At 71.4% G+C, this 23,843-nt stretch carries 21 protein-coding genes, 1 pseudogene and 1 riboswitch; of the genes and pseudogenes, 10 read left to right on the top strand and 12 right to left on the bottom strand.

Annotation, left to right across the window (positions count from 1 at the left end):
- Positions 1-8: 8 nt before the first annotated feature.
- The 8 genes and pseudogenes from ABZ721_RS30705 to ABZ721_RS30670 all read right to left on the bottom strand — a co-directional run.
- Positions 9-119, bottom strand: a pseudogene (locus tag ABZ721_RS30705) (DNA-binding response regulator); the annotation flags it as partial.
- 14 nt (positions 120-133) lie between these two features.
- Positions 134-1,360, bottom strand: a complete 1,227-nt coding sequence (locus ABZ721_RS30700; protein ID WP_358792024.1) for a histidine kinase — start codon at positions 1,358-1,360, stop codon at positions 134-136.
- A gap of 288 nt (positions 1,361-1,648) precedes the next feature.
- Positions 1,649-2,683, bottom strand: a complete 1,035-nt coding sequence (locus ABZ721_RS30695; protein WP_358792023.1) for a hypothetical protein — start codon at positions 2,681-2,683, stop codon at positions 1,649-1,651.
- A 521-nt stretch (positions 2,684-3,204) separates the two neighbouring features.
- Complete coding sequence (locus ABZ721_RS30690; protein WP_358792022.1) at positions 3,205-4,935, bottom strand: thiamine pyrophosphate-dependent enzyme; 1,731 nt, start codon at positions 4,933-4,935, stop codon at positions 3,205-3,207.
- A 53-nt stretch (positions 4,936-4,988) separates the two neighbouring features.
- The gene (locus ABZ721_RS30685; protein WP_358792061.1) at positions 4,989-6,563 is read right to left on the bottom strand and encodes an FMN-binding glutamate synthase family protein; all 1,575 of its coding nucleotides are present in this window, start codon (positions 6,561-6,563) and stop codon (positions 4,989-4,991) included.
- A gap of 418 nt (positions 6,564-6,981) precedes the next feature.
- Positions 6,982-7,419, bottom strand: coding sequence for a DUF2267 domain-containing protein (locus ABZ721_RS30680; protein ID WP_358792021.1), 438 nt, complete (start codon positions 7,417-7,419; stop codon positions 6,982-6,984).
- Positions 7,420-7,521: 102 nt separating this feature from the next.
- A complete protein-coding gene (locus ABZ721_RS30675; RefSeq protein WP_358792020.1) occupies positions 7,522-7,917 on the bottom strand; it encodes a DUF2267 domain-containing protein in 396 nt (131 codons plus the stop codon).
- Positions 7,918-7,997: 80 nt separating this feature from the next.
- A complete protein-coding gene (locus ABZ721_RS30670) occupies positions 7,998-8,438 on the bottom strand; it encodes an Hsp20/alpha crystallin family protein (protein WP_358792019.1) in 441 nt (146 codons plus the stop codon).
- A gap of 131 nt (positions 8,439-8,569) precedes the next feature.
- Between ABZ721_RS30670 and ABZ721_RS30665 the strand changes: the two genes are divergently transcribed.
- Entirely contained in the window at positions 8,570-9,205 is a 636-nt protein-coding gene (locus ABZ721_RS30665; RefSeq protein ID WP_358792018.1) for a type III effector protein, read from the top strand.
- Positions 9,206-9,684: 479 nt separating this feature from the next.
- Positions 9,685-10,878 carry a PP2C family protein-serine/threonine phosphatase gene (locus tag ABZ721_RS30660; RefSeq protein WP_358792017.1) on the top strand — a complete coding sequence of 398 codons (1,194 nt, stop codon included), beginning with the start codon at positions 9,685-9,687 and terminating at the stop codon, positions 10,876-10,878.
- 62 nt (positions 10,879-10,940) lie between these two features.
- Here the strand turns inward: ABZ721_RS30660 and ABZ721_RS30655 are convergent, their stop codons facing one another.
- Complete coding sequence (locus tag ABZ721_RS30655; protein ID WP_358792016.1) at positions 10,941-11,282, bottom strand: STAS domain-containing protein; 342 nt, start codon at positions 11,280-11,282, stop codon at positions 10,941-10,943.
- Between the two features lie 123 nt (positions 11,283-11,405).
- Positions 11,406-11,810 carry an ATP-binding protein gene (locus ABZ721_RS30650; protein ID WP_358792015.1) on the bottom strand — a complete coding sequence of 135 codons (405 nt, stop codon included), beginning with the start codon at positions 11,808-11,810 and terminating at the stop codon, positions 11,406-11,408.
- Between the two features lie 566 nt (positions 11,811-12,376).
- On the opposite strand from ABZ721_RS30650, the gene ABZ721_RS30645 reads away from it, so the two are divergent.
- The 3 genes from ABZ721_RS30645 to ABZ721_RS30635 all read left to right on the top strand — a co-directional run bounded on the left by ABZ721_RS30645 (position 12,377) and on the right by ABZ721_RS30635 (position 15,386).
- Positions 12,377-13,180, top strand: coding sequence for an alpha/beta hydrolase (locus ABZ721_RS30645; RefSeq protein ID WP_358792014.1), 804 nt, complete (start codon positions 12,377-12,379; stop codon positions 13,178-13,180).
- Positions 13,180-14,496: a SpoIIE family protein phosphatase gene (locus tag ABZ721_RS30640; RefSeq protein ID WP_358792013.1), complete on the top strand. Its 1,317-nt coding sequence runs from the start codon at positions 13,180-13,182 to the stop codon at positions 14,494-14,496. Before ABZ721_RS30645 ends, ABZ721_RS30640 begins: the two co-directional genes overlap by 1 nt.
- A 497-nt stretch (positions 14,497-14,993) precedes the next feature.
- On the top strand, positions 14,994-15,386 hold the full coding sequence (locus ABZ721_RS30635; RefSeq protein WP_358792012.1) for an STAS domain-containing protein: 393 nt from the start codon (positions 14,994-14,996) through the stop codon (positions 15,384-15,386).
- A 99-nt stretch (positions 15,387-15,485) separates the two neighbouring features.
- On the opposite strand, the gene ABZ721_RS30630 is transcribed toward ABZ721_RS30635, so the two are convergent.
- Entirely contained in the window at positions 15,486-16,592 is a 1,107-nt protein-coding gene (locus tag ABZ721_RS30630; RefSeq protein WP_358792011.1) for a HoxN/HupN/NixA family nickel/cobalt transporter, read from the bottom strand.
- 27 nt (positions 16,593-16,619) lie between these two features.
- A riboswitch (cobalamin riboswitch) is annotated at positions 16,620-16,823 on the bottom strand.
- 430 nt (positions 16,824-17,253) lie between these two features.
- Between ABZ721_RS30630 and ABZ721_RS30625 the strand changes: the two genes are divergently transcribed.
- Positions 17,254-17,754, top strand: coding sequence for a hypothetical protein (locus ABZ721_RS30625; RefSeq protein ID WP_358792010.1), 501 nt, complete (start codon positions 17,254-17,256; stop codon positions 17,752-17,754).
- 17 nt (positions 17,755-17,771) lie between these two features.
- A complete protein-coding gene (locus ABZ721_RS30620; RefSeq protein WP_358792009.1) occupies positions 17,772-18,533 on the top strand; it encodes a hypothetical protein in 762 nt (253 codons plus the stop codon).
- Between the two features lie 29 nt (positions 18,534-18,562).
- Here ABZ721_RS30620 and ABZ721_RS30615 read toward each other — a convergent pair whose 3' ends face one another.
- On the bottom strand, positions 18,563-19,633 hold the full coding sequence (locus ABZ721_RS30615) for a glycosyltransferase (protein ID WP_358792008.1): 1,071 nt from the start codon (positions 19,631-19,633) through the stop codon (positions 18,563-18,565).
- A 132-nt stretch (positions 19,634-19,765) separates the two neighbouring features.
- Here ABZ721_RS30615 and ABZ721_RS30610 point away from each other — a divergent pair, with 132 nt between their 5' ends.
- From ABZ721_RS30610 to ABZ721_RS30600, 3 genes are read left to right on the top strand one after another with little or no spacing between them, the layout of a single operon-like run.
- Positions 19,766-20,176, top strand: coding sequence for a hypothetical protein (locus tag ABZ721_RS30610; RefSeq protein ID WP_358792007.1), 411 nt, complete (start codon positions 19,766-19,768; stop codon positions 20,174-20,176).
- A gap of 39 nt (positions 20,177-20,215) precedes the next feature.
- Positions 20,216-22,642 (top strand): FxSxx-COOH system tetratricopeptide repeat protein, encoded by a 2,427-nt coding sequence (gene fxsT, locus ABZ721_RS30605; RefSeq protein WP_358792006.1) that lies wholly within the window; start codon positions 20,216-20,218, stop codon positions 22,640-22,642.
- Entirely contained in the window at positions 22,639-23,820 is a 1,182-nt protein-coding gene (locus tag ABZ721_RS30600; protein WP_358792005.1) for a hypothetical protein, read from the top strand. Before fxsT ends, ABZ721_RS30600 begins: the two co-directional genes overlap by 4 nt.
- The last annotated feature ends 23 nt before the right edge of the window (positions 23,821-23,843 follow it).

The following is a 23,843-nucleotide window of genomic DNA, read 5'->3' as shown; positions in this document are numbered from 1 at the left end:
CGCCCCGTCGCCCCGTCGCCGGCCTCGCTGACCACGTCCAGGCCGGGAGCTGCCCGGATCAGGGCCGCCAGTCCACTGCGGACCAGGACCTGGTCGTCGACGACCAGCACGGTTGTCACAGCTCAGCTCCCCGTCAGTCGGCCGGATCCCCACGACCGGGGCCGGGGCTGCCGTCGGGGGCTTGGGCCGGCAGGGTGAACACCACCTGGTAGCCGCCGCCGCTCCGATGGCCGGCGTGCAGGGTCCCACCGTAGAGATGGACGCGTTCCTGCATCCCCACAGTTCCGTGCCCGCCCGGGCCGATCGGATCCGTCACTCCGGTACCGGTGCCGTCGTCGATGATCCAGCCGATGAGGCCCTGTGGGCCGTAGTGCAGCAGGACCTGAACCTTGACCGGGCCGGCGTGCTTGAGCACGTTGGTCAAGCTCTCCTGCACGATCCGGTACACCGCCAGATCGGCACCGGTCGGCAAGGGGTACGGAGACCCGGTCACGCTCATCTCGACCAGCAGTCCGGCCGCCCGCATCCGCGCCGCGAGTTCCGACAGCCGCTCCGTCCCTGGGGCCGGCCCGCAGACCCGGTGCGGCGCCGACGGCTCCGGTGCCCGCACGCGCAGCAGCTCCAGCAGGCCCCGCATCTCCTCCAACGCCTCGTGGATCGAGGTGCCGATGGTGTCCAGGGCGGCGCTGGCGGTGTCCGGATCGCGCTCGAACACGTACCGGGCCAGCCCGGCCTGAACTGACCCGACCGTCATATGGTGCGCCACCACATCGTGCAGCTCGGGGGCGATCCGCAACCGCTCCTCAGTCACCGCATGGTGCGCCCGCGCCGCCTGCTCCCGCCGCAGTTCCTCCGCCAGCAGGGCCAGCCGATCGTTCAGCTCGGCGGACTCGCGCATCCTCGCGCCGAACGCCCAGACGACGCCCACGCCGATCGTCGCCTGGCCGAAAGCGACCTCACCGGTGGTGCGAGACGCGAAGCCGGCCCACACCCACAGCGTGCCCACCAAGGCGGCCGCGACCGGCGCCGCACGCGGTGGCCGGCACACCAGCACGGTGTACAACGCCAGCATCGGCGCCCAGAGGTTCTCCGACGGCGGGAAGCCCGCAGCCAGGTAGCAGGCCAGTGCGGAGCTGCTGACCAGCAACACCGGCCAGGGCCACCGGCGGCGCAGGGCCACCGGCAGGTTCACCGCCACCGTCAGCAGGGCAGCGAACGCGTCGTACGCCCGCCACCCGTGCGTCTCGGACTCCACGGCGAAGATGATCGTGACCGCCGTGAGCGAAACCGCCAGCACCAGGTCAACCGCCCAAAGATGCCTTCCGACCAGCTGTCCGACCCGTACCCTGGCGCTGCGCATCGGCGCAGCGTAGGGCACCGGCACCGGATGTGTCGTCAAACCAGCGCGGTAGACATCCGTGCGGGTGCCGGAGGCGTGGTGCCGCAAGCCGGTGCTCGGGCAGGGGGTCTCAAGGGGTCAGCCCGGCGGGTGCGGACAACCGGCGGATGGCGGTGTCGGTGAGCGCGCACGACGCCTGGGGCCGCTGTCGACGCCTGCGAGGCGTCGAGCTGTCAGGTTTCGAGCTTCCCCTGCTGGGAGTTGCAGCCGGCGGGTGGCCGCATCGCCGTGATCCCGTCTGTCGGCCGATCAGCGTGCGGCCAGGCGACCGAGCAGGGCCGCGGCGGAGTCCTGCAGCTCGGCGGTGGTGGGAGCGAGCGCCTGCCGGGCGGTCTCCTGCGCGACGGCCATCGCCGGCTGCCACGGAGCGTTGTCCCAGACCTCGCGGTAGGCGCGCACGGCGGCCTCCTTGACAGCACTGCGGAGTTCCTCGGGCCCGTAGCGGCTCAGGGCCTTCCGGGAGTGCAGCACGACGGCCAAGCCCGCGCCTTTGGCACGGATCCACACGTAGGGCCCGGGAAGACGCCGCAGTGCGAGCCGAGTGACGTCCTCGGCATCGCGACGCGCCACGTCGTCGCGCCCTTTCTGGAGGCGGCGCGCGTCCGGTCCGGTGGCACGCCGGGCGGCCCGCTTGGCCGCGCGCACCGACGGGGCGGGCGCCGTCCGCAACACCTGCTGAGCGGCTTGCCAAGCGGCGTGCCGGGCCACCGGCAGCGTCGCACGGCGGTCGGCCTGCAACTGCTTCCATTCCTCGGCCCCGACGGCCCTGATCACGACCGTCATCATGGCGCTCCGAGCGACGCTCGTCGCCAGCGCGGCGGCACCGGTGACCTGGCCTTCCGGTGCGTCGGGGGCGAGTTCGGGAACCCGGCGAACGGCCTCCAGCGCCGCGTCCGCGCCGGCGACCGCGCCGGCCTGCACGATGATGTCCTGGCAATCCGTCCACAGCGTGGCGGTCTCGGAACGGAGCGCCTCGATGAGGATCTCGCCGTACTGGACGTAGCCGCGGCCACCGCGGCCGTGACGGCAGTCGTCGCGCCGAGCGGAGGTGACCTCGGGCAGCGCGTCCAGGAGGGCGGTGTCTTCGCCTGCCAGCCGGAGCCAGGTGGCTGCGTAGGTGCGGATGAGCCAGTCGATGCACATCCACGCGCGCCTGCAGTCGGCAGGCATGCAAGGGGAGTGGCGCATCGCGTCCTCGGTGACGAGGGTGGCCAGAAGGCCCAGCTGTTCCATGTCGAGGATGGTCGCCGTGCCGATGACGCGACGGATGAAGGGCCGCAGCACGCGCGTACGGTCCGAGTCCGGCAGGGCGTCGTTCCACGCCCTGCAGAAGACACCGATCAGTGGAGAGACGCAGGCCGGCCGGTCCGACCACGCCTCGCCCGCGACACAGGAAACGGCCTCCATGAAGGAGGCCTGGCCCGACGCCGGTTCGTGCACACCCGCGGCCAGTTCGACCCGATCCGCATCGATCACCAGGCGCTCCGGAGTCCGGCCGGCCGCAACCTCGCCTGGCCGGCCGCCGCGCGGCCGCCCCGTGGGGGGTGTTCGTTCATGGCCTCCACTGTGGCACCACCCGACCCTTGGGCGGTAGGAGGCACCACGCCCGGCCCGGACACCCCCTCAACGCGCCAACCGGCGGGCTCCGTCCCAGCGCTCGAGGTGGTCAGGGGGCCCGGCGCGAGCGCTCCCGGGGTCGCGCCCGTGACCGGCGGCCGCCGGGACAGCGCCCGCTCATCGGGTGAGCACGGCACCGTCCCGGGCCCAAGCGGCTCCGGTCGCAGGATGTGCGGCCGCTGCGGTGGTCAGCCTTCGTGGCTTTGCAGGAGTTCTTTGACCTTGGCGATAGCGAATCCCCAGCCCTGCTGCACGGTGGGCTTGCCGGGAACGGCGACCTCCTGCGGGTTGGTCAGCACGTCCAGGAGGACCGGGCCCGGGGTGGCGAAGGCGCGGCGGACACTGTCGGCCAGCGTGGCCGGGTCGGTGACCCGGATGCCGGTCAGTCCCAGGGCCGTGGCGACCGCGGCGAAGTCGGGATTGTCGAGCTCGGTACCGAACTCGGGCAGCCCGGCCTGTTCCTGCTCGAGTTTGACCATGCCCAGTCGGCGGTTGTCGAAGACCACCAGCTTCACCGGCAGCTGGTAGGTCTTGATCGTCATGAGGTCGCCCAGCAGCATGCTGATGCCGCCGTCACCGCAGAACGCCACGACCTGGCGGTCCGGCGCCCACAGCTGCGCTCCCAGGGCCATGGGCATGGCGTTGGCCATGGAGCCGAGGTTGTAGGAGCCGATGAGGCGGCGGTCGCCGTGCATGGTGACGAACCGCGACAGCCACACGGTGGCCATGCCCGTGTCGGAGGTGAAGATCGCGTCGTCGTCGGCGCAGGTGTCGATGACGGCGGCCAGGGCCTCGGGGCGGATGTCGTGGTCACGGTTGTCCAGCGCGCCGCGCAGCCGGCCGGTCCAGCGCTTGGTGTCATGGGCGGGATCGGCCAGCCGCTGCTGGCCCGCCTGCCAGGTGGCGAAGTGCTCGCGCGCGGAGTCGAGGTGCTTGCGGTCCGCCTTCGCGCGAAGGTGCGGCAGCAGGGCGCGCAGGGTGGCGCCGGTGTCGCCGGCCAGTCCGGCGTCGATGGGTACCCGCTTGCCGAGGTTCTGTTCCTGGGTGTCGATCTGCACGACCCGGCAGTCGGTGGGATACCAGTCGCGGTACGGGAAGTCGGTGCCGAGCATGAGCAGGGTGTCGCACTCATCGAGGGCGCCGGCGGCGGCCGGGTTGCCGATCAGGCCCGTCTGCCCGACCTGGTAGGGGTTCTCGCCCTCGAACCCCTCCTTGGCCTTGAGGGTGAGCACCATGGGTGCGCTGAGGTGCTCGGCCAGAGCCAGGACCTCCTGGCGGGCGTCGCGGGCACCCCGGCCCACCAGCAAGGTCACCTTTTCGGCGGCGTTGACGATCTCGGCCGCTTCCAGAATGCCGGGCTCGTCGGGGCGGGTGAGCTGGCGGGTGCGGGGGAAGCGCGCGGCGCGGTCCTGGGTCAGCTCCTGGTCGCCGAGGTCGCCCGGGACCGTCAGGACCGCGACGCCGCCGTGGCCGATCGCGGCGCGCACCGCCGCCTCCAGCAGGCGCGGCATCTGGTCGGGGGAGGTGACCGTGGCGCGGTAGACGGCCACGTCGCGGAAGAGCAGGTCGTTGTCGACCTCCTGGAAGTAGTCGCTGCCCACTTCGGCCAGCGGTACCTGTCCGGCGATGGCCAGGACCGGGGTGCGGCTCTTCGCGGCGTCGTACAGGCCGTTGAGCAGATGGATCGATCCGGGGCCGACGGTGCCCATGCACACCCCCAGCTTCCCCGACAGCTGCGACTGGGCACTTGCCGCGAACGCGGCGGCCTCCTCGTGGCGGCAGCCCACCCACTCCAGGCCGTCGGTGGTGCGGATGGCGTCCGTCAGGGGGTTGAGCGCGTCGCCGACCACGCCGAAGACGTGTCCGACCTCGAGTTCGTGCAGGGCGTCGATGATCACTCGGGCTACGGTGCGTGCCACGGGATGGAACCTCCGGTTCAGGCTGCGGGCGGGGACGGCGAGGGGGGCGCGGGTCAGACGGTGAAGCGGTCGGGGTCCGCCGCCTTCCAGTCCGCTGCCCAGGACTGCGGCGCCTGGTGGAGCAGCTCACCCGGTGCCAGCGGCGGGTACAGCTCGGCGTACGAGCGGACGGTGACGGGGTCCATGCGGCGGAGCAGCATGTGCGGGGCCAGCTCGGCGGGGCTGTCCACACCCATCGAGGCCATGATCTGCAGGGCGCTCTTGACCGTGGCTTCCTGGAAACGCTGCACCCGCTGAGACTTGTCGGCCACGTGCAGGGCGCGGGCCCGGCGCGGGTCCTGGGTCGTCACGCCGGTGGGGCAGGTGTTGGTGTGGCAGCGCTGGGCCTGGATGCAGCCCACCGCGAACATCATCGCGCGGGCGGCGTTGGTGTAGTCGGCGCCTTGCAGCAGCCGCTTGACCAGGTCGCTGCCGGTGGCGACCTTCCCGCTCGCACCGACCTTGATGCGGTCGCGCAGCCCCGCGCCCACCAGCGCCTGGTGGACGGTGGTCAGACCGTCGGTCAGTGGCATGCCGATGTTGTCGGCGAACTCCAGCGGTGCAGCTCCGGTACCGCCCTCGGCGCCGTCGACGATGATGAAGTCCGGGGTGATGCCCTCGTCGACCATCGCCTTGCACACCGCCAGGAACTGGGTGCGCGAGCCGACGCACAGCTTGAACCCGGTCGGCTTGCCGCCTGCCAGCTCCCGCATCCGCCCGACGAACACGACCAGTTCCCGCGGGGTGGAGAAGACCCGATGGTACGGCGGCGAGGTGATGGTCCTGCCCTGCGGGACTCCGCGGACCTGGGCGATCTCCGCGGTGACCTTGGCACCGGGCAGGACACCGCCGATGCCGGGCTTCGCGCCCTGGCTGAGCTTCAGCGACACGCACCGCACGTGTTCGTGCGCGGCTTTCTCGGTGAACAGCCCGGGGTCGAAGTCGCCCTGGTCGGTGCGGCAGCCGAAGTAGCCGGTCCCGATCTCCCAGACCAGGTCGCCGCCCGGTCGCAGGTGATAGTCGGACAGGCCGCCCTCGCCGGTGTCGTGGGCGAATCCGCCCAGCGCGGCCCCGGTGTTCAGCGCGAGGATCGCGTTCGAGGACAGCGACCCGAAGCTCATCGCGGACACGTTCAGCAGCGCCATGTCGTAGGGCTGGGTGCAGTCCGGTCCGCCGATGCGTACCCGCGGCACCTCGGTGCGCACCGGACGCGGCGCCATCGAGGGGATCAGGAACTCACTGCCGGTGGCGTACAGGTCCTGCTCAGTGCCGAAGGCCTCCTCGGCGTCGGTGCCCTTGGCCCGCTCGTAGACGATGCTGCGGGTGTCGCGGTCGAAGGGCCGGCCTTCGACGTTGCTCTCCACGAAGTACTGCCGCAGCTCGGGGCGGATGCTCTCCAGGGCGAACCGCAGATGGCCCAGCACCGGATAGTTCCGCAGCACCGAATGCCGCCGCTGCAGCAGATCCCACACCGCGAGCGCCAGCAGGGCCAGCAGCGGGCCCCCGGCAAACCACCACCACGGCGACACCACCACTGCCAGAGCGGCACCTGCCACCGCAAGACATCCCACCAGCACGACCCACAGCATCCTCAGCACTTCGTGCGCCTACCCGCGCCCGAAGGGATCAAGCAGCTCCCCGCCTGACCGGCTTCCGACACCGGCGGAAGTTCGCAGGTCCGGGGCGGGGGCGCGCCCCCGCCCGACGCCGACGGCTCGGGGGTCCCTCCCGGCCGGAGCCACCGGAACCCGCCCAGCGGCCGCCATCACATCGCGGACCGCGACCCTTCCGCTTCCCGCTGGGCCATCGGCGTGCGCCGTCACCTCCAGCGCGATCGGCGGCGCCGCGCGGGTAGTCCAGAACCGCGGCCATGGAGCTGGGTCGCGGGGGATCCGGGCCGCCACCATCCACGCCGGTCGCACGGCACGCCGATGACGGCCTCCGCCGCACCCGCCCTTGCGCCCGGCAACCATCCGGGAGACCCCGTCGGGGCGCACCGCGGACGCGCTAGGCGGTTCGGAGGAGCTCGGCGCGGCCGAAGAGCAGGGCGTAGCCGGTGGGCAGTTGGGCGAGGATGCGGTCGAGGAGGTGGGGGTCGATGCGGTGGGCGATGGTGGTGAGGACGGTGCCGGCGTCCCAGCGTGCGGTGGCGGGTGTTCCTCCGGTGCGGGCGGCGAGGTCCTGGACGAGTTGCTGGCCGGTGCGGGGGCGGACGGTGGGGATCTGGGCGGTGAAGGTGAGGGCGGCCTCGACGGGCAGGCAGGCGGCGAGGTCGACGCGTTCGTCGCCGGTGAGCTGCCGGCCGAGGGCGGCCAGGACGGCGTGGGTGACCTCCGCGGCGTGCTCCCGGGTCGGGTAGGCGCCGTTGTACCGGATCTGTTCCAGCAGCTGCTCGTAGGGCGTGGCGACGCTGGTCGTGGCGGGTGCGGACTGGGGAGGGAGCATCGGTGGTCGCCTTTCTCATGCGAGGGGGTCGGGTGGGCATGGCGGAACGGACCGCCCGCGTGATCCGGCGGCTGCAGGGACAGCGCAGCGCCTGGCGAGGGGTCAGGTGTGGCGGGGGTGGCCGAACAGCGGGGCGTAGCCCGGGGGGAGTTGGAGCAGGATCCGGGCGGTGAGGTCGTCTCCGGCCGTATCGGCGGCCGTGCTGAGTACGGCGCTGACGTCCCAGAGCGCGGTGTGCTCGGTGGCCCCTTCGATCCAGGCCGCGGTGGCTCGCACGAACCGTTCGGGAGTCAGCGGCTCGGCGGCCTGCAACGGGTTGAGCAGGATCAGCGCGAAGGCTTCCGGCAGCCGGGCGGCCAGCTCCGCGCGGACCTGGCCGACCAGGTGTGCCCCCAGGAGCGCCAGAACGACCCGGGCCGCGTGGTCGGCTTCCTGGCGTGTGGCGTACTCGCCCCGTTCTTGGACGTTCTCGAGGAAGGATTCGTGTCGCAGGACCATGGGGACCTTCGGAGTCCGGTGCGGGTGGCCGGGCGGAGGACGGGAACGCGGGAGAGGGGCGCCCCGTCCTCCGCGGTCGGTCAGGCCGCAGAGCTGCTGATCTGCTGGCGGTTCTCGGCGCTGCCGATGCTGACCTTGCGGGGCTTGGCGCGCTCGGCGATCGGGATGCGCAGGGTCAGCACGCCCGCGTCGTAGTCGGCCTGGATGCGCTCGGTGTCCAAGGTGTCGGCGAGCATCACCTGCCGGGAGAACACCCCCAGGGGCCGTTCGGCCAGCTCGACCTGCACGTCGCCCTGGTCGACGGGCCTGCGTTCCGCCTTGACGGTCAGCATGTTGCGCTCGACGGCGATATCCAGCGCCTCGGTACGCACGCCGGGCAGGTCGAAGGCGATGACGTACTGCTCCCCGTCGCGGTAGGCGTCCATCGGCATGACGGACGGCTTCGACCACGTCCCCGACGTCCCCGTCAGCTGCTGGACGATCCGGTCCATCTCGCGGAACGGGTCAGTGCGCATCAACATCGCGAAACACCTCCAGTTGGTTCAGGCAGGAACTGCCAATGCGCTGCAAGGTGCATCCGTTGTAACATGTCATCCAAGCGATGACAACCGCAGTGTCGTCAGAAGGGTGACGCTCGCGAAAGGACTGCCCCATGCCGGCCTCGCACCCCACCGAACCCGCCTCCCTGCCCGCCGCCGCGACCGCCCTGCATCAGATCCACGAGGCGGTCCTCGGCGCGCATGCGCCCCGCCCCGAACCGCACCCGCGCGACGAGCCGGCCGGCTGCGAGCAGGCCTTGGCGGCCCTCCTGCTCCTGCGGGAACTGCGCGCGCAGCTCGCCGGCTGGGAACCGGCGTTGATCGAGGCCGCCCGCGACGCGGGCGCCAGCTGGGCCGACCTCGCCCCGCCCCTCGGGGTCGCCAGCCGCCAGGCCGCGGAACGCCGCTACCTGCGCGTGCGTCCCGGGGCGCCCGGCGCCACCGGCGAACAACGCGTCCAAGCCACCCGCAACCGTCGCGCCGCCGACCGCACCGTCACCGCGTGGGCCCGCGACAACGCCGCCGACCTGCGCCAGCTCGCCGGCCAGATCACCGCCCTCACCGACCTCCCGGCCCGCGCCGAAACTCCCCTCGCGCAACTCGCCGACGCTCTGGCCCACAGCGAGGCCGTCCACCTCCTCGCACCGCTGACCGACTCCCGCACCCACCTGCAAGCCGGCCATCGCGACCTCGCGGAACGCATCGACATCATCACCCAGCACACCGATCAGCTCCGCCGGAAGGCATGACGCTCCGTCCCGTGTCCGCCGAGGCTTCCTCCTACGCGGCCGCAGTAGGTCGCTGAGGGCCTCACCGCCCGCAGAAACGGCCGAGCCGTGACGCGCGTGGGGCAGACGGCCTCGGTGTGACGGCTGCGCCGGCGGTGGTGATCGAAGTCATACGGTCATGCCGGGCCGGTGCGTTCCAAGGGGCCGCGCCCAGGCGGGGAGCCGGGACTCGCCGTGTCCCGGCAGCCGGGTATCGGTGCCGGCGCGACCGCGCGGGTGAGCGGCGCGACGTAGGGTTCTTTCCGTTCGGGGCGGGGTCGCCGGTCGGGGTAGGCGCACCATGGTCAAGGGGCGAGGGTGCTCTCCCCGACCGCCCCGCCATGGAGCCGGGGTGACCTGGCGGTGCTTGCCTGCGGTAGGAGACAGATCATGACGGACGCGTGGGACGCCGGCGCAGTGGGCGTCACAGTGCTGCAGCCAGTGGGACTGCTGTGGCAGACGTGACGGCCGCGGTCCTGGCGCGGGCGCTGACGACCCTGCTGCACGCCAGTCACACAGCGCCGTTCGAGCGGTTGCCCCGCCTGCTGGACGCCGCCGCCCAGGAGGCGGGAGCGGGCGGGGCGAGGCTGTTCGTGGCGGACCTGCAGGAGGAGGTGCTGCGCGAGGTCACCGGCAACGGGCTGACCGCGGGTGAAGGCGGCGAGGAGTGCCGTATCGAGGGCACCTTGCCGGGCCGTGCCTTCCAGCTCACCCAGCTCATCGTGCCGGCGCGCGGCGGCGCGTGCTGGGTACCGGTGCTGGACGGCACCGAACGCTTGGGGGTGCTGCACGTCGAGCCCGGCCCCGGCGAGGACCGGCCCGACGAGGAGGTGATGCGGGCCCTGGCGTCGATCGCCGGGCTGCTGCTGGTCTCCAAGCGCGCCAACAGCGACTCCCACGCCCGGCTGACGCGCACCCGGCCGATGGGGGTGCCGGCGGAACTGCAGTGGGCGCTGATGCCGCCGCGCACGTTCTCCGACCAGCGGGCCACCATCAGCGCGTTCATGGAACCGGCCTACCAGGTGGCCGGGGATGCCTTCGAATACGCGCTGGCCGGTGACACGCTGCACCTGGCGGTCTTCGACGCCATGGGCCACGACACCTCGGCGGGGCTGACCGCGGCGCTCGCGATGTCCACCTGCCGCAGCCACCGCCGGGCCGGCGCCACCATCCCCGAAGCCAGCAAAGCCATCGAGGACACCCTGGTCGAGCAGTTCGGGCACAGCCGCTACGCCACCGGCATCCTCGCCGACCTGGAACTGGACACCGGTCGGTTCAGCTGGGTCAACCGCGGCCACCTGTTGCCGGTCCTGATCCGCGGCGGCCGCTGGGCCAGCACCCTGCACTGCCCGCCGGCCGGCCCGATGGGCAGCGGATTGAATCTGCCGATCCGGCAGTGCACCGAGCAGTTGGAGCCCGGCGACCGGCTGCTGCTGTTCACCGACGGCATCACCGAAGCCCGCGACACCGACGGCCAGGAATTCGGGGTGGAACGCTTCACCGATTTCATCATCCGCCACCACGCCGACAACCTGCCCGTCGACGAGACCCTGCGCCGCCTCATGCACGCCGTCATGGACTACCACCATGGGCGGCTGGAAGACGACGCGACGGTCCTGTTCTGCGAGTGGCACGGCCCGGGCGAGGAGGGCTGAACCAGGCGGCTCCGCCGCCAGGGAAGCCCACGCCGGGTCGGTCAGGGCCGGCGGGGCGCTGCCTACGTCTGCAGGGCCGCGTCCAAGGTGGGGTACACGTCGATGACCTGGTCCACGCCGACGAGCTCTATGGCGCGCAGGGGCGTTTCGGGGATGCTGCACAGCCGCAGCCAGCCCCCGGCTTCCTCAAGGGTGCGGCCGGCGCCCAGCAGGGCGGTGATCCCGGTGGAGTCGATGAACGTGATGTGGCTCAGGTCCACGACGGCGCAGGGCAGCCGGCCGGCCGCGGTGATGGCGGCCTGCAGGGCCGGGGCGCTGTTGAAATCCAGTTCCCCGGAGGGGACCAGGACGCTGATGCCCCGGGCGGTGCGGGACCGGCGGATCTGGATGCGTTCGCTGTGCAAGGTGCCACCTTCCTGAGCGGCTTGCGGCTGCCGCCGACCGTGTGAGCCGCCTGGACCTCAGCCCAACGCAGAGGTCCGGCCGATGTCAACTTCCGCAGGGGCCTGCCAAGCGCCGGGACAAGATCAGACCACCGGGAGGTGGGCTCGGACGATCTTTCCGGCATCGGTGACATCGGTGCTCAGGTCCGCGCACAGGGCCAGGACGATCTCCAAACCGTGCTGCGCGATACGCCGCGGCTCGAAGGGCTGCGGCTCGAGCGCCCGCGCCGAGGTGTCGGACACGGCGATCTCCAACCGGCCGTCCTGCAGGTCGAGGGCGAGGGTGCACGGCCCCGGTGCGTGCCGTACGGCATTGGTCACCAGCTCACTGACCACCAGCAGAGCATCCCCCCGCCGCACCGCGCCCACGGCCACGCCCCGAGCGAGGGCCCGGTCCAAGAAGGCAGCGGTGAACTGGCGAGCCTCCCCGATCACGGGGGACTTCCCGTCGTACGACGCCACAGCCTGCAGCCGCGCTTGCCGGGACATGGTGCGCCCATCCTGTGGCGTCTCCTGCATCCGAGGCCCCTCCTGTTTCCCGTCCGAGACTGCGGCCATTCTCGCATTCCCCGCTTCGGCAACCACCGCTCACCCAAGGGCGAACTGCGAAGCGCCTGCCCCCGATGCGACCGGGTGATGCCACCATGCCCGGGTGAGGTGGGCCCGGACCCCGTGCCACGAGGCCCGGACCCCGTGCCACGAGGGCGATTTGAACAGAAGCACCCGGGTATGCCCGGTGGCGCGCCGATCACGCACCGCGCCCGCAGGGCCGTCGCGCCGGCCAACTCGCCGCCCCTTCCTCCCTGCGTCAACCGGGCGTGCCCTGCGCCGCAGCGGGTAGGTGCGCGTGCATACGGGGGACCCACAGCGAAGGAATGGCCTATGGATACGTCGACCGAGCCCGCCACGCCCGTCCGGCTCCGTGTGGGTCGGACCCCGTCGCCGTGAGCCGGGTACGGTTCGACCGCATCCTCGAAGGAAGCCCGCGCACCGGGGGCAGCCCCGGAACGGAGCCCCTGCTTCCGGCGGCGCGGGCTGATGGAAAACTGACGGGTATGGACATCCGTCGAAGGAACAACATCACCGTCACCGGTCGGGCAGATGGGCCGGTGCTGCTGCTGGCGCACGGGTTCGGCTGCGACCAGAACATGTGGCGCCTGGTGCTCCCCGCTCTGGCCGAGGACTTCCGCGTGGTGCTCTTCGACTACGTGGGCTCGGGCCAAGCGGATCCTTCGGCCTGGGACGAGCAGCGCTACAGCTCCTTGCAGGGCTACGCGCGGGACGTGCTGGACGTCTGCCAGGAGCTGGACCTGCGGGATGCGACGTTTGTGGGACATTCGGTCAGCGCGATGGTCGGCGTGCTGGCGGCCGCCATGGCACCCCAGCGATTCGGCCGGCTGGTGATGGTCGCCCCCTCGCCGCGCTACGTCGACGACGGGAACTACCGGGGCGGGTTCAGCGCGGACGATATCGACGAGCTGCTGGAGTCGTTGGAATCCAACTACCTGGGCTGGTCAGCGGCCATGGCACCGGTGATCATGGGGAACGCGGACCGGCCGGAGCTGGGCCAGGAGCTGACCGCCTCGTTCTGTGCGACGGATCCGGAGATGGCCCGCGTCTTCGCCCGGACGACGTTCCTGTCCGACAGCCGCGCCGATCTCACAACGGTCGCGGTGCCGACGCTGGTTCTGGAGTGCCGGCAGGACGCGATCGCCCCCCGCGAGGTCGGCGCGTACGTGCACGCGGCGATCCCCGGCAGCTGCCTGGTGACCCTGGAGGCGACGGGGCACTGCCCGCAGTTGAGCGCACCCGAAGCCACCGTCGGGGCGATCACCGGCTTCATCGGAGGGAGCCGATGATGTGCCGCACCGATCAGGACTCGGACGGGGAGCCGGACGTCGACGCCACCGACGCGCTCTTCACCTCGATGCTGGAGGACAGCGCGGAGGAGTTGTACGAGCAGGCTCCGTGCGGGTACCTGTCGACGATGATGGACGGCACCATCGCGAAGATCAACACCACCTTGCTGGACTGGCTCGGCCTCGACCGGCGGCAGGTCGTGGGACGAATGCGCTTCACCGATCTGCTCACGGTGGGCGGCAAGCTGTACCACGAGACGCACTTCGCACCGCTGCTGCAGATGAAGGGCGAAGTCAGCGGTGTCGCCCTGGACCTCAAGACCGCCGGCAAGCAGCGCATGCCCGTGCTGGTCACCTCGAAGGTGAAGGTCAGCGGCGAGGGGAAGCCGCTGCTGATCCGTACCACCGTCTTCGACGCCCGCGACCGGCGCGCCTACGAGATGGAACTGCTGCGCGGCCGCAAGGCGGCCGAGGACGCGCGCCGGCAGGCGGACGACACGCGCGAGCAGGCCGAGGAGGCCCGCGCGCAGGCGGACGCCGACCGGGAACGGCTCCAGGAAGCGCTGACTGTCCTGCAGCAGAGCCTGCTGCCTGCCGCACTGCCCGCAGTTCCCGGCCTGGAGGCCAGCTCGCACTACCACACGGCATCTCCGGTCCTGCTCGGCGGCGACTTCTACGACCTGTTCCCGCTGGGCGTGGACCGGTGGGCGTTCTTCCTCGGCGACGTCTGCGGCAAAGGCCCCCAGGCCGCCGCGCTGACCTCGCTGACGCGCTACACGCTGCGCGCCGCCGCCCTGCACGACCCCGACCCCGTCACCGTGCTGACCACCTTGAACACGGTGCTGCACGAGCGGTACTCCAGCGGCGACACCCGCTACTGCACCGCCATATTCGGCACCCTGCAGCTGGGGGGCGCGCAGGTGGGGGTGCACCTCGCCTCCGGCGGCCACCCCTCGGCCCTGGTCCAGCGCGCGGACGGCACCGCCGCCTATCTCCCCACCCCCGGCGGGATGCTCATCGGCGTCCTGCCCCACGCCCGGTTCATCCCCACCCGCACCCAGCTGCTGCCGGGCGACACCCTGCTGCTGTACACCGACGGCCTGACCGAGGCCCGCACCGGACCCCGGCGCGAGCTCTACGGGGAGGACGCCCTGAGCGCCTTCGTCGCCTCCCAGCCGCCTGCGGGCCCGCAGGCGTTGATCACTTCCCTGACCGGGCTGCTGGCCGGCTTCGGCGAAGGGCTCGACGACGACACCGCGCTCCTGGCCCTCGGCGTGCCCGCCCTGCCCGCCCCGGCGAGCGAAGACTCGGGATGAGCCCGCTCCCGATCACCTGCCGTGACGCTGCAACCGGTCGGGTACCGGCGATCACCGGTCACCCCGACCCTGCGACAGCCCCCGCACAGCGCCGGGCAGGGAACCGGCCCAGGTTTCGTGGCCGCCCCCCGACACCTTCGACGGCCGGCTGGTGCCTGCAGCGCTCCCCCTGACGGCCAACCGGCTGTGCTCGGGCTCGTCAGGGCCGCAACGCGTCGGCGGTGAGGTGGGACAGCTGCTGGGGGAGGCCCTGCAGAAGGATGGTGCGCGGGGCGTTCGGGAGGAGACGAACCATCGGCACCTGCTCGACCACCTGCTGCCCGCCCGCGGCGGACGGATCCGCCCCGCGACGCGAGGCACGGCACCGGGCGTACCCGTCCTCTGGGCAGGGGGGACTGTGTCGTTCCACCTGGGGTAGACAGATACCGTCCACACGGTTCGACGCGGTGGAAGAGGGTCTCGTAAGTGGTGGAGGCGAGAGGGCAGGGGTGGTCACGATGGAGCCGTTGCGGGTGCGTCCGATCGGCCCCGTCCGGCAGGGCGTGGTCGTCCTGGCGGTGTCCGGGGAGCTCGACTGCAACACCGAGCAGCTCTTGGGCGACGCGGCGGGCCGCGCGCTGGGCGACGGGTGCGGACGGCTGGTCCTGGAGTGCTCCGGGGTGACCTTCTGCGACTCCCAGGGCCTCAACCGCTTCCTGCGGCTCCGCGAGCACGCCAGACGGGACGGTGCGGCACTTGTCCTGGCCGCGATCAGCGGCTCGGTGCGACATGTCCTGGAACTCACCGGGGCCCTGCAGGTCTTCGTCCTCGCCAACACCGTCGAAGAGGCGCTGCGCGCGCCCGGCGACGCCGACGCCGACACCCCCTGGCAGGGGATCCCGACCATCTGACCGCGCTCGTACCGTGCCCCGAAGGGCACGGTACGAGGCACCGCGAAGGCGCTCCGTCCGGGAACGGGTGGAGGGCAACCCCCGACTGCGGTTGAGAGCTCAGCTGCCTTCCGCAGCCCGCACCGTCCAGCGCTCCTCGACCTTCGCCAGCCGCCAGTAGGACAGGGCTGCCGCCCAGACGAGGACGAACAGTCCGACAATGACGTAGCCGACGTTGTCCAGGTCCAGTCCGGCCACCCAGCCGGTGAGCGCATCCGTCAGTTGGAGCTTGTCGTGCAGGACCCCGACCAGCTCGATGGTGCCGATGACAAAGGCCACCGCGATCGACAGGCCGGTGATGGCCAGGTTGTAGAACACCTTCCGCACCGGGTTGGAGAAGGCCCACTGGTAGGCGAAGTTCATGAACGTTCCGTCGAGGGTGTCGAACAGGCTCATCCCGGCGGCGAACAGCAGCGGCAGGCACACGATCGCGTACCAGGGCAGCCCCGCCGCGGCGCCGCTTCCGGCCATCACCATCAACGTCACCTCGGTTGCGGTGTCGAAGCCCAAGCCGAACAGCAGCCCGATCGGATACATCTGGCCCGGTCGGGTGATGGATTTCGTCAGCCGCCCCAGGACACGGTTCATGAATCCCCGTGAGTCCAGGTGCGCTTCGAGCGCGGCCTCGTCGTAGTTGCCGCCCCGCATCGCTTTGAAGATGCGCAGGATGCCCAGCAGCGCCACCAGGTTGAGAGCGGCGATCGCGTACAGGAACGTTCCGGAGACGCTGGTGCCGATCACCCCGAGCGTCTGATGCGTTGCGGAGTCGTCGTTCATCAGCGTTCCGGCCAGTTGCGCGCCGCAGGCCACCAGCGCGGCCATGGCGACCACCACGCTGGAGTGGCCGAGGGCGAACCAGAAGCCGACCGACACCGGGCGCTTGCCGTCGGCCATCAGCTTGCGGGTGGTGTTGTCGATGGCGGCGATGTGGTCGGCGTCGAAGGCGTGCCTCATACCCAGGGTGTAGGCGGTCACCCCCAGTCCGAGGCCGAACGCCTCGGACCCGACGCGGTAGTTGTTGGGCACCACCAGCACCAGCAACACGCCGAAGGCGACGACGTGCAGGGCGAGAATCACCGCCAGCAGCCCGGCGGTGCGGACGGTGTCCTGGCGCCGCCAGTGGAAGGCTGCCCGGCCGCGAGCAGGGCTCTGCTCAGGCAGAGTCATACGGTCACGCTCCAACACCTCGTGGATCACTTCGTGAGATGCCGTGGCCGGTCTCCTGGCTGACGGATCACCGCGCTCGTCCCTGCCTTCCCGGCCTTTCGGCCAGTGACACCGCCGGGGGCGGAAGGGGACGAGCACTCCCCGATCACAGTGGCGAGGGCCGCTCCGGCCTTTGTCCCCTTGGCGGAGACAGCACCGGTCTTCCCGAACACCACGACCTGGCCACCCTAAAAGGCGCTGGTGACGGCCACAAGTGGCGCACTGAGCGATGTGATATTTCCCGCTCGGGCGGTGCTCAGGAGTCGGGATCGGGCGTGGTCCACCCTGGCGGAGAGGCGACGGCAGGGCTGCGGGGCGTCAGCGTCGAGGAGCGGCGCGGTACCGAGGCCCCGCACCCCGCTGAGCGGAGGTCACTTCCTGCGGGCCACGGCGCCGGAACTCGCGACCCGCACGGAACTCCGGTCGGATGGCCCTCAGCGTGCGGAGGGTCAGGGCGGCCGTCCCGCCTGCGGCCCGCCGAGGGTGAACTGCCTACCGCCACACCGCCGGTGCCTCTCCGACCTGGCGCAAATCCTGTGTTAGCGTCCATCGCGGGTCCGCGCGACCGGCGGGCCGTCATCTGTTGAGGGGAAGTATGCGCGCCTTTCGATGGGCTGCGAGCGTGTCGCTCGCGGTGGCCTCACTCGTCGGATCGTCCTGTGCCACGGCCAGCGCGGCAGCGCTGTCGCCGCCGGCGCCCAGCCCTGTTGTGGTGCACCAGACTGGACCGGAGGCGCGGGCTGCGGACATCGGCCTGTTCCTGACGGACGGCGATGAGGTCCATTACTCCACGTGGACGAAGAACTCGCCCGCCGCCATGTCCGGGCATGGCTGGTGGATCAAGGGCACCACGAAAGCCACCAAGGCCAAGGTGACCATCTGGCTGGAGGTGAAGTCCGGCAGCAGTTGGCGGGTGGTCGGTCAGGGCACGAAGACGGTCTATCCGGGTGGCGGCAGCGCCCGGCGGGCGACGGCCCGCATGGTGTGCGCGGCGGGTCCGATCCCGGCAGGGAAGACGTACACGTACCGCACGCGGATTGACGTCGACCTCATCGGTCACGCGGACAGCGCCGAACAGGCCGTGACAACGCCGAAGGCGTACCCCTGCCTTCCCACCTCGTAGCCGCGAAGCGACAAGCGATGCCTTTGACCGGTATGGAGTCGACGCTGATCGTCAGCCTGATGGGCTCGATCGAACTGCACGACTGGGTCGGTCGCCGGTACGCGGACGGCGCGGACGACGACGCGTTCATCCTGATCGTCCGGCAGAGCGTCATGCAGGGGATGGCAGCATTCCACCGCTCGAAGGAGTCCTCCCGTATCCGCTGGCGTCACCACGACGCCGGTGACGCGTGGACCGGCAGCTCCGAGGCACCGGAGCTGCTCTGGCTGCAGGTCGACACGGCCGACACCGGAGAGGGCCGGGTGCCGCTGCAGCCCATCGGCACCTTGCTGGAGCGGGTGCTCGGGCGGGTGGGCACGCCCAGCATCGTCCAGGGGGATTTCCTGCTGCCCCTGGGCGAGTTCACCGGTGAACCGATCGAGTTCGCCTACGACCGGGACTGGTTCGCGTTCTCCGACCCCGCCTGGTCAGAAGTGATCGGCATCGAGCTGTACGCGTCCTCAACCGACAGCGCCCGGGCCGATGCCGTCCTCGGCGCCGCGCAGACCTGGCTGGGTGACGCCGCTGTCCTGGAACGGGGTGACCGGCCCGATCCGGGACCGGTGGAGTTCCGCGGCTCTCAGTACGTTCCGCTGGACTTCCTCGCACACGCCGACTGCACCGTCCACGAGTGGTCGATCGAGCTGCTGGCCTGGCTCACCGAAGTCCTCGGCTGGGCGATGCGGGACGCCGGTTGCGGGGATCATGGCTTCGTGCGGCTGCGGCGGGCACCCGCCTGACGGCAACGCACCCTGTCCGCACACGCACGTCAGCAGAGCGCGTCCAGCAGCGCTTCCAGGCGGAGTGTCGAGGGCTGCGCCGTGAAGGACTGCTGGACTTCCCGCCGGGCCCGAGCTGACAGGCTCGCTCGCAAGCTCGCGTTGTCACGCAGTTCCACAACGGCCGCCTCGAGGCCGTCGAGATCCAGGTCGATCAGCAGGCTGGTCTCTCGGTGGCGTGCGACCGGGGCGTAGCCGTCGATCGCGGTGCAGACCGTCGGGACTCCGACGGCCATCGCCTCGATCAGGGCTTGCGGCAGGTGTTCGTACCGGCCCGGGAAGATCGCGGCGTCTGCGTGGCGCAGCAGGGCCACCCGGGCTGTGATCTCCGAGGTCTGGATCAGCGACAGGCGCTCGGGATGGCGCTGCGCGATCTCGACGACGGCGGTCTCGCCCTTCGTGCCGGGCTCGAGCCCGTGCCCGATCATCAGGAGGACGGTTCCGGTCCGGGGATAGACCCGGTCGGCCCAGACCTCGGCGAGCCGGGGCGCGCCTTTCCAGTCGGCGAATCGTCCCAGGTACACCGCGTAAGGATGCGGGACGGGCCGCGGCATGGGGGTGTCGGCGAAGAAGGCGGGCGGGAGGGAGATGGGCGCGACGGAGACAGTGGCGTGCGGCAGCTGCCGGCGCAGGGTGAGGGCATGGCGCGCGTTCAGGGTCCAGACGTGGCGCAGCTCGTCGAGGCCCGACAGATCGGAGCCCACCGCACTGTTCGGCGTGTTGGGCCGCTCCCACAGCAGTGCGGCGCGCGGGAGTTGGGCCAGGGCGCTGATTGCCTGCTGGGCCGGCCCGCGCTCGCGCGGCAGGCCCAGGACCAGGACGCGGACGCCGCTCCGCGCCACGTCGCCGGCCTCCGCGAAGAGTCCCGCATAGGAACGCTGTTCGACCTGGCGCCCGTTCTCGCGGTGTGCGACACCGACCGGCGCGAGGATTCGCGTACGCCAACCGACGCCTTCGAGCAGATCCGCATAGCGGCCGGCCAGCGTGCCAACACCCGAGTCGGAAAAGGGGCTGCCCGCCACCAGCGTCAGCGCCCGTTCCCGGGCGCGACGGTCGGCCATAGGACCTCCTGGTGCAACGTCACATGCGCTGCCTGTAGGGCATTATTTGCTCCTCCACCGGGTTCCGCGAGGCTGAACGCCGTTAATCTCGAAAGACGCAGCCGCGCGACCGTGTACGAGAGGGCCCTCGCCATGATTGGTCTGGAACTGGCAGCCGGATACCTGATTGCCTGGGCGGTGCGCAAGGCACGGCATGTCGCGGGTCGGCTCGACGGTGAGGTGGACGCGGCGCTGGACGTCGGCCTCGACCGCCTCCATGGCGTGGTCGCCGCGCAGCTCGGCGAGGACAGCGCCCTGCGGGCCCTGGAGGAAGAGGCGCGGGACGGCGACGCGGTGGCCGACCGGACGCGCACGCGGGTGATGCTGGCGCTGGAGGACGCGGCCGAGAAGGACCCGCAGTTCGCGAGGGCACTGGCGGACGTCCTCGAGCAGCTGAACGAGCTGAAGGAGCAGGCCGCGGCGGGCGGAATCGACCTGCGCGGCGCCTCAGGGGTCCAGGTCAATCAGGCGTCGGGGAATCTGCAGGTCAACCGGTTCAGCTAGCGGTCTGGGCCGAGCGAGCGGTGGTGGGAGTCGCACGTCATGCTGTCCGATCAGGAGACCACTCTCGCGGCCGCGGCGGCATCGGCCCTGTGCACCGCGCTGTCCGGGGCGGACGGGTCGCTTCACGCCGCGTCGGTGGCCGTCGAGCGGGTGTTCCCCGGCCTGCACGGGGCACCCACCGGGGCGGACCTGGCGCGGGCCCACCGCGAGCTCCGGGACGCGGGCGGGCCGGGCCGGGACAGGGCCCGCCTGGACCTGGAGCGCGACTGGCGGGCGTCGTTCGAGGACCTCCTGCGGCAGGATCCGGACGCCAGGGCGCGGCTCGCCACCTTGCTGGCCGATCTGGGTGCCCTTGACCCGGAGGGCCCGCCGGCGCCGGGGCGACCGGGGCAGAATCCGCCGCCGACCGCCAATGTGCCGATCCAGCTCAACTTCTTTGCGCCGACCGATCCTGCGGGCCACCGGGCCGCGGCAGGCCGCCACCGCCTGCTGCTCTGGCAGGTACCGCCCCGCAATCGAAGCTTCACGGGCCGACAGGACGTACTGGACGATCTCCGTGCCCGGCTGCGGCGTGACCACCGTGCGGTGGTGCAGGCGCTCCGGGGCTGGGGCGGCGTCGGAAAGACGCAGATCGCGGTGGAGTTCGCCCACCGCAACAGTGGCGACTACGGGCTGATCTGCTGGATCGATGCCGAACGCACCGATCTGATCGGCGAACAGTACGCCGAGCTGGCGATCGAGCTGAAGGTGGCCGAGGTGGGGGCGGACACTCCCACCGCCGTCCGGGCTGTGCGGTCGCATCTGCAGCACACCGCCGACTGGCTGGTGATCTTCGACAATGCCGAATCGCCGCACGACCTGGTGGCCTGGCTGCCGCAAGGACCGGGCCACGTGATCATCACCTCCCGTCACCAGCGCTGGGGGGAACTGGCCCGACCGGTGGACGTGGACGTACTGCAACGGGCAGAGTCGATCGCGCTGCTGCGGACCGCGGATCCCGCCCTCGATGCGGCCGACGCCGACCGGTTGGCGGAACAACTGGGAGACCTGCCCCTGGCCCTCGCCCAGGCGGGCGGGTACCTCACCGAGACGGGATGCCGGCCGGCCGAGTACCTGGACTCGCTGGCGGCCCGAGCCCCCGCGCTGCTCAACACCGGCCAGCCGACGACCTACCCGCGGTCGTTGGTGGCCACGGTGGCGCTGGCGACGAAGCGGCTGTCCGCCGTCGACCCCGCTGCCTTGGGGATGATGCTGCTGTGCGCCTTCCTGGCTCCCGAGCCGGTCCCGCTCAGCCTGCTCGCGCTGGCCCGGGCACCGCGCGGCGCTGCGGACGATCCGTTCGCCCGGCTGGCTGCGCTGAGTGCCGACGACCCGGTGGCGCTGCGCCAGTGCATCGGGACGATCACCAACTTCGGGATGGGCAAGCCCAGCACCGACGGGATTGTGCTGCACCGGCTGACGCAGGCGATCGTACGGGCGCAGTTGACGGCCGATGAGGCGGAGCGAGCCCGCTCCATGATCGACGACGTGCTCGTCGCGGCGGATCCCGGCGATCCGGCCCATCCCGCCTCGTGGACGTCCTGGGCCCGGCTGTTGCCGCATCTGCTCGCCGTCGACCCGGCGGGCAGCGCCAACCCCGCCCTGCGGGCCCTCGCCTGCAACGCCACCTGGTACCTGCTGACGCGGGCCGTGACCGAACCGGGTCTGGCGATGGCGACGGCGCTGTACGAGCGTTGGCTCAGCGAGGACGGCCCGGACGACTACTACACGATGTGGGCCGCGAACAGTGTGGCCCGCGCCTGGTACGACCTGGGCGAGGTACGCAGGGCGCTCGCTCTGCATGAGGACACCTACCTGCGCCGACGCCGGCTGCTCGGTCCGGACGACCAACAGACCCTGATCTCGGCGAACAACGTGGCCCGGGACCTGCGCGCGGCGGGGGAGGCCGAGCGGGCCCGCCAGGTCGACGAGGACACCTACGACCGCCGGCGCCGCCTCCTCGGACCCGAGCACCTGCACACGCTGATCTCCGGTATCAACCTCGCCCGCGACCTGCGCATCCTGGGCCGGACGGAGGAGGCGTGCGCCCTGGACGAGGTCGTCCTGGAACGGCGTCGCAGGACGCTGGGGCAGGACCACCCCCACACCCTGGACTCCAGCAACAGCCTGGCGCGTGACCTGTTCGCACTGAACCGACCCGCCGAGGCGCGGAGCCTGGACGAGAACGTGCTGGCGCGTCGCCTGCGGGTGCTGGGGCAGGACCACCCGCACACCTTGGACTCGGCACACAATCTGGCCCGTGACCTCTTCGCGCTGGGAGAAGTTGAGCAGGCGTACCACCTGGACCAGGACACGTATGCCCGGCGGCAGAGGGTGCTCGGCGATGCGCACCACGACACGCAGATCTCGCGGCGGCATGTCCTGGCGGATCAGGCTGCTCTAGGGAACGGAGAAGTGGCGTCGTGAGCTTCGAAGATGTGGGGGTTCGGGAGGCGCCGCTTGCCACGCAGCAGGAGTGGCTGACCGTCCGCTCCCACCTGCAGCAGCACCGCCACGAGCTCTCGGTCGCGGCGGGTGACTGCTACCAGGCGATCCCCACGGTCGCTCGTACGGCGCTGCTGACCCGTCCGGAGTGGCTGCCGGTCCTGCCCCTGGAGATGGACGCCATCCGGATGGAGTGGGACTCCGCCGAGGAGTCGTCCGGGCGGGAGGCCGACTTGCGGTCGGCTGTCCGGAACAGTTGCCTGGTGCCCCGGCAGTCGGACGGCAGTCCGTTCCGTTCCTACTCGGCGGCGATGGCGGAACTGGCGGCGCCCGCGGTCTTCCAGAACCGGTCGACCTACCGGTTGCGGCTGGCGGATCTGTCCGGAGCCGCCGGAGCGGCGCGGATGCGCTTCACCTCAGGGACCTACTTCGACGGGATCGACCTCGGCGAGGCCTGCGCCCACGAGTACACGGCCTCCCGGCTGGGCCGCGTTCCCGGGACACCGCTGAGGGACGCGATCGGAACCCCCTGCCGGCTGGACCGGCGCCCGGTCAACCTCGCGGTGGCCACGTTGGTGCTGCGGCACGATGCCGCCACGGGGTGCGCGCAGTTCCCGCTGCACTGGCGGGACCCGGCCAAGGTCGGCCAGGCAGGCGGCATGTACATGGTGATCCCGGTGGGGATCTTCCAGCCGGCGAGCGACTGCCCCGGCAGCCGGGCCAATGACTTCTCGTTGTGGCGCTGCGTGCTGCGCGAGTTCGCCGAGGAACTGCTCGGCGAGGCCGAGAACCCCGACCGGACGCAGCCGATCGACTACGCGGCCTGGCCGGTGGCCGTCCGCCTCGACGAGGAGCGCCGACGCGGCCGCGTGCGCACCTACGCGCTGGGCTTGGGTACCGACCCCCTCACCTTGGCGACGGACCTGCTGACGGTCATGGTCATCGACTCGGGACTCTGGGACGACCTGGCCGTGGCGATGGTCACGGCCAACACCGAGGGCCGGCTGGCGCGTCCCGAGGGGAGCGCGTCACCCGCGTCCACGCTGTTTCCCTTTACCGAGACCGGGATCGACCGCACGGTGCAAGATCTCCCGCTGGAGGTGGCCGGGGCTGCTTTACTGCGCCTTGCCTGGCATCATCGGCGCTTCCTCCTCAACTGAGGAGACCCCCCGCTCAAGGAGGT

Source organism: Streptomyces sp. NPDC006733, assembly GCF_040636125.1.
In the GTDB taxonomy this organism is placed as follows: domain Bacteria; phylum Actinomycetota; class Actinomycetes; order Streptomycetales; family Streptomycetaceae; genus Actinacidiphila.
The sequence above is the reverse complement of the archived record's forward strand: the minus strand, read 5'-3'. Positions and strand labels throughout refer to the sequence as shown.